The sequence below is a fragment of the Streptomyces sp. SID3343 genome (assembly GCF_009865215.1).
Lineage (GTDB): Bacteria > Actinomycetota > Actinomycetes > Streptomycetales > Streptomycetaceae > Embleya.
Genome location: NZ_WWJX01001524.1, coordinates 1 through 6178, shown reverse-complemented (window position 1 = coordinate 6178; position 6178 = coordinate 1). Strand labels below are relative to the sequence as shown.

Sequence of the window (6178 nt, the reverse complement as noted above, 5' to 3'; positions counted from 1 at the left end):
CTGGCGACCGTGCTCGAACTCGCCCGCAACGGAATCGACACCGTCGCCACCGTGCGCACCGCGGCGAAAGCCGACGCGGTGACCCTCGCCGCGACCGAGGCCGGCGTCCGGGTGCGCACCGTGCGCCTGGACGTCGCCGACCCGGCCGGCTGCCGGGAGGTGGTGGCCCGGATCCGCCCCGACATCCTGGTCAACAACGCCGGCAGCACGTGCTTCGCGCCGGTGTTCGACGTCCTGGAGGAGGAGGCCAGACACCATCTGGAGGTCGCCCTGTTCGGCCCGTTGCGGCTCGCCCGCTTCGCGCTGCCGCACATGCGTGAGCGCGGGTGGGGCCGGATCGTGCAGATCTCGTCGCTCGCCGGGAAGGTCACCTACCCGCTGCTCGGGTGGTATCAGGCCGGCAAACACGCGATGGAGGCCGTCTCCGAGGCGCTGCGCCTGGAGGTCGCCCGCTCGGGCGTGGACGTCGTGGTGATCGCCCCCGGCGGCTTCCGCAGCGGTGTCACCGACGACATGTCGGACGTGGTCGAGCGTTATCGGGGAAGCCCGTACGCGAGGGCCTTCCAACGGATGGACCTGGGCTTTCACCTGATGAAACCGCTGTGGAGCGACCCCGAGACGATCGCGCGGGTGATCACCGACGCGGTCACCGTCGAGTCGCCCCGGGCCAAGTACGTCGTGGGCGCCGACGCGCGCCTGACGATGTTGCTCAACCGGGCCGTCGAACCGTTCTCGGCACTCGGCGCGATCCGGGAGGGAGCGGTGCGGAAGCTGATCGGACTGCCCTGATCGGCCCGCTCGAACCACGTCCCGACCCTGTCGCCCACCCGAACGGGTGCCATGTGGCGAAAGGGTTGCCTGAACGGCGGATTGCGCGTAGGTGAGGGCCGGGTAGAAGTTCGGGAAAAGCCGTGTGGAACAGTGACGAATGCAGCGCTCAGGTGTGCGTTCGGGAAGGGGACAACCCTCCCCCTTCCCGGCCGACCGTGACGGGCGCAGCGGCACACAACTTCCGCACGGTGATCAGGGCGATCAGGGGAGCAATCCAATGGGGCAGCACGTAGGTATCGGCACGGCGGCCGTATCCGACGCCGAGCAGATCCTCAAGCTTCAGTACCTCTGCTACCAGGGCGAAGCCGCCCTGTACAACGACTACGGCATCGAGCCGCTGACCCAGACCCTCGAAAGTCTGCTCGGCGAGTTCGAGACGCACACCGTGCTCGTCGCGCGGCTGGGCGACGAGGTCGTCGGCTCGGTGCGCGGTCGGATCGAGGGCGGTGTCGCCCGAATCGGCAAACTGATCGTGCACCCGCGCCTGCAGCGGCACATGCTGGGGACGCGACTGTTGCGCGCGATCGAGGAGCAGTTGGCCGAGGCGGCCGAGTACGAGCTGTTCACCGGTCACCGCAGCGAGAACAACCTGCGCCTGTACGAACGCCTGGGCTACGTGTCCGGGCGCGTCGAGAAGATCAGCCCGCGCCTGAGCCTGGTGTACCTGCGCAAGACCGCCGTGCTCGCCGCCTGATCGACCTTTCACCGCGAAGCCCCGCCGGCCATGGAATCCATGGCCGGCGGGGCTTCGTCTTGCTCGGTCGCAGGCGCCGGGACCCGATGGCGTTTCCATTGCGGGGTGGCGGTCTGCTTTAATCGGATCATGTTCACGACGGCTCACACATCCGGCACCGCGGCTACCGCCACGGGTTGTCGTCGCATGTGTCGCTCGTGTTCGATGTGCCGAATGTGTGGCTGTTGAGGATTTGAGGGTCTGATCCCTCCCCCGGGTCGAGCGCGCCGCGCCCCCGGTGCCATCCCGGCCACATTCCCCGTGTGATCGATCCGTGCGGCCCCTCCACCGGGCCCGGATTCGTCGCGCACAGCCATCCCGAGGACTTCACGGTGATCCGTACCACTGCCCTGAGCAAGGTCTATCGCAGCCGAGAACGGCAGGTGACCGCGCTCGACAACGTCGACCTGCACGTCCGCGAAGGCGAGATCTTCGGTGTGCTCGGCCGCAGCGGCGCCGGCAAGAGCACGCTGATCCGCTGCGTCAACCTCCTGGAGACGCCCACATCGGGAACCGTCGAGGTGGGCGGCCGCGACCTGACCGCGATGTCGGCCGGGCAGTTGCGGGCCGAGCGGCGCGGCATCGGCATGATCTTCCAACACTTCAACCTGCTCGGCAGCCGGGACGCGGCCGGCAACATCGCGGTGCCGCTGGAGATCGCCGGCATGTCGCGCCAGGACCGGGCCCGCCGGGTCGCGGAACTGCTCGACCTGGTCGGCCTGACCGAGCACGCCAAGGCGTACCCCGCCCAGTTGTCCGGTGGCCAAAAGCAGCGCGTCGGCATCGCCCGCGCCCTCGCCGCCGAACCGCGAGTGCTGCTCTCCGACGAAGCCACGTCGGCGCTGGACCCCGAGACCACCCGCTCGATCCTGGCGCTGCTGCGCGACCTGCGCGACCGGCTCGGGCTGACGATCCTGCTGATCACCCACGAGATGGACGTGGTCAAGGGCATCTGCGACTCGGCCGCGCTGATGGAGTCCGGTCGGATCGTGGAGAGCGGGACGGTCAGCGAACTGCTCGGCCGACCCGGCTCGCGGCTGGCCCAGGAGATGTTCCCGCTCGGACACCCGGGGCTGCTCGACGGTCGCACCATCCTCGACATCACCTTCCGGGGCGAGGAGACCGCGCAACCGTTCATCTCGACGCTCGCGCGCACCTACAACGTGGACGTCAACGTGCTCGGCGCAGCCGTGGAGACGGTGGGCGGCAAGCAGATCGGGCGGATGCGGATCTCGCTGGACGGCGTCTTCGAGCGCAACGTCGTGCCGATCGGCTACCTGCGCGAGCAGGGCCTGCAGGTCGACGTGGTCCAGGACCCCACGGTCGACGGCCCCGGTACCGAAGCCGTCATCGCCGCGCTCGCGGGCAAGGAGATCTGAGATGCCCTGGTCCGAGATGCGCCCCCTGCTGGAGACCGCTTCGCAGGAGACGCTGTACATGGTGGGCGTCGCGACCTTGTTCACCGTGCTGATCGGGCTGCCGATCGGCATGCTGCTCGTGCTCACCGACCGAGGTGGCCCGCTCGCGTTCGCGCCGGCGAACAAGTTGCTCGGCCTGGTCGTCAACATCGGTCGGTCGATCCCGTTCCTGATCCTGCTGGTCGCGCTGATCCCGTTCACCCGCTGGGTGACCGGCAGCACGATCGGCACGGACGCGGCGATCGTGCCGCTCACGGTGGGGGCGATCCCGTTCTTCGCGCGCCTGGTCGAGACCGCCGTGCGCGAAGTGGACCGAGGGCTGATCGAGGCCGCGCAGTCGATGGGCGCGAACACCTTCACGATCGTGCGCAAGGTGCTGGTACGCGAGGCCGTGCCGTCGATCGTCTCCGGACTGACCGTGACCATCGTCGCGATCGTCGGCTACTCCGCGATGGCGGGCGTGGTCGGTGGTGGCGGACTCGGCGACCTGGCGATTCGCTACGGCTACCAGCGCTTCGAGACGAACCTGATGCTCGTCACCATCGCCGTGCTCGTGATCTTCGTGCAAATCGTCCAATTCGTCGGCGACTTGCTCTCCCGCAGACTCGCCCACCGCTAGGCGAACCCGAAACTCGTCACCCGGTTCGTTCACCGCGGGGCGTATTCACCGCTGGGCGCACTCTTCGTGCGCAAGGCTCCACCAGGAAAGGCACTCTTCGTGCGTATCGACAAGATCGTCTCCCTCTCCGCCGTCGCCGCCCTCGCGTTCGGACTCGCCGCGTGCGGCGACGACGACAAGGGCTCGTCCTCCTCCGGCCCGCTCAAGATCGCGGCCTCGCCCGTCCCGCACAGCGAGATCCTCACGTTCGTCAAGGACAACCTCGCCGCGAAGGAGGGCCTGAAGCTGGAGATCAAGGAATTCTCGGACTACACCCAGCAGAACCCGGCCCTGGACGAGGGCGCGGTCGACGCGAACTTCTTCCAACACAAGCCGTACCTGGAGGAGTTCAACAAGGAGAAGAAGACCAGCCTGGTCCCGGTCGTGCCGGTGCACCTGGAGCCGCTGGCGCTGTACTCCAAGAACGTCAAGTCGCTCACCGAGCTCAAGGACGGCGCGACGATCGCCTTCCCCAACGACGCCACCAACGGCGGCCGCGCGCTCAAGCTGCTCGCCGACAACGGCGTGCTCAAGCTCAAGGACGGCGCGGGTACGACAGCGACCGAGAAGGACGTCGTCGACAACCCGAAGAAGCTCAAGTTCAAGGCGATCGAGGCCGCCCAACTGCCGCGTGCGCTGGACGACGTGGACGGCGCGGTGATCAACGGCAACTACGCGCTGGACGCCGGTCTGACCCCGGGCAAGAACGGCATCGCGGTCGAGAAGGCCGAGAACAACCCGTACGCGAACGTGCTCGTGGTCAAGAAGGGCAAGGAGAACGACCCGCGGGTGCAAAAGCTCGCGCGGCTGCTGAACTCGCCCGAGGTCAAGAAGTACATCGAGGACACCTACAAGGGGAACGTGCTCGCCGCGTTCTGATCCGCTCCTCGTCGACTTCCCCCCACGGCCCTCGCCTTTCGGACGCTTTCGTCCTTGCGGCGGGGGCCGTCGGCCGTTTCGGCGCGTGTGAGAGGCTGTCGACCGACAGCAGGGAAGGAATCCGGCGTATCGCGCGGGCTACCTTCGGGCACTGTGTCGGGGTGTGTTCGAGCTTCCGCCGGAAGCTGGGGCCCACCTCGGCAGGGCCGGAGGACGCGGGCGCGATGCGGGAAGAACCGGAGCGGTCCCGCCACTGTGAACACCCGGCCCCGGCACGGGTGTGAGCCAGGAACTTGCCGCTGTCCGGGACCCGTGTCGCGGGTCTCGCCACCTACCAGGGCGTGGACACCCGAGGGAGGCCGACGGCGCATGCCTGCGTGCTTTGTGACATCTGACGGCATATCGAGTGCCGGGCGGCGGTGCGTGTGAGCGCCGCATATCCGTTTTCGGCCATCGTCGGCCTGGCCGACCTGCGCCTGGCCCTCGTGTTGAACGCGGTCTCGCCCGCGGTGGGCGGCGTGCTCGTGCGGGGCGAGAAGGGCACCGCCAAGTCGACCATGGTGCGGGCCCTCGCGGGGCAGTTGCCGGCCGTCTCGGTGGTGTCGGGGTGCCGCTTCTCGTGCGATCCCGCCGCGCCGGACGCGTCCTGCCCGGACGGGCCACACGACGCGGACGCGGCCGGGACCACCCGCGGCGCGCGCCTGGTGGAGTTGCCCGTGGGAGCGAGCGAGGACCGGCTCGCCGGGTCGCTCGACATCGAACGCGCGCTCACCGAGGGCGTCAAGGCGTACGAGCCGGGCCTGTTGGCCGCCGCGCATCGCGGAGTGCTCTACGTCGACGAGGTCAACCTGCTGCACGACCACCTCGTGGACCTGCTCCTGGACGCGGCCGCGATGGGCACGTCGCACGTCGAGCGCGAGGGCGTGTCGGTGCGGCACGCGGCGCGGTTTTTGTTGGTGGGCACGATGAACCCCGAAGAGGGCGAGCTGCGGCCGCAGTTGCTCGACCGGTTCGGACTGACCGTCGAGGTGAAGGCCAGCCGGGAGCCGCGCGAGCGGGCCGAGGTGGTGCGGCGGCGATTGGCGTACGAGGCCGACCCCGAGGCGTTCGCGGCGCGGTGGGCGGCGCAGGACGCGGACCTCGCGCGGGGGATCCTGCGGGCGCGGGCCGTGCTGGCGGATGTGGTGCTGCCCGACGCCGAGTTGGAGCGGATCGCGCGCGTGTGCGCGTCGTTCGAGGTGGACGGGCTGCGCGCCGACCTGGTGACGGCGCGGACGTCGATCGCGTTGGCGGCCTGGAACGGGCGGGTCGAGGTGACGGCCCAGGACGTGCGCCAGGCCGCGTTGTTGGCATTGCCGCATCGACGGCGGCGCAACCCGTTCGACGCGCCGGGGCTGGACGAGGACTTCCTGGACGAGGTGCTGCGGGACCCTCCGCCGGAGGAACCGCCGCCCGGGGACGAATCCCGCGACGAGCCTTCCGGCGAATCCTCGGACGAGTCTTCGCCGCCCGAGCCGGGGACCGAGCCGGACGGGGATCCGGATCCGGACGGGCCCGACGGCGGTGGGTCGCCGCCGCCCGGTACGGACGGGCCCCAGGGGCCGGCGTCCTCGCCCACCACCGAGGCCGCGCCGAGTTCGGCGCCCGGTACCGAGGACG

The 6178-nt window shown here is 69.5% G+C and carries 6 protein-coding genes; all 6 read left to right on the top strand.

Annotated elements, in window-relative coordinates; genetic code table 11:
- Nucleotides 1-789: SDR family NAD(P)-dependent oxidoreductase (locus tag GT354_RS48505; protein WP_161364392.1), on the top strand; the 789-nt coding region annotated here is incomplete at its 5' end.
- 259 nt (nt 790-1048) lie between these two features.
- The gene (locus GT354_RS48500) at nt 1049-1525 is read left to right on the top strand and encodes a GNAT family N-acetyltransferase (RefSeq protein ID WP_161364390.1); all 477 of its coding nucleotides are present in this window, start codon (nt 1049-1051) and stop codon (nt 1523-1525) included.
- Between the two features lie 371 nt (nt 1526-1896).
- Entirely contained in the window at nt 1897-2943 is a 1047-nt protein-coding gene (locus GT354_RS48495) for an ATP-binding cassette domain-containing protein (RefSeq protein WP_161364394.1), read from the top strand.
- A gap of 1 nt (nt 2944) precedes the next feature.
- Nucleotides 2945-3601 (top strand): methionine ABC transporter permease, encoded by a 657-nt coding sequence (locus GT354_RS48490; RefSeq protein ID WP_161364388.1) that lies wholly within the window; start codon nt 2945-2947, stop codon nt 3599-3601.
- Between the two features lie 99 nt (nt 3602-3700).
- Nucleotides 3701-4519 carry a MetQ/NlpA family ABC transporter substrate-binding protein gene (locus tag GT354_RS48485; RefSeq protein ID WP_161364386.1) on the top strand — a complete coding sequence of 273 codons (819 nt, stop codon included), beginning with the start codon at nt 3701-3703 and terminating at the stop codon, nt 4517-4519.
- 425 nt (nt 4520-4944) lie between these two features.
- On the top strand, nt 4945-6178 hold a 1234-nt coding region (locus GT354_RS48480; protein ID WP_346012516.1), incomplete at its 3' end, for an ATP-binding protein.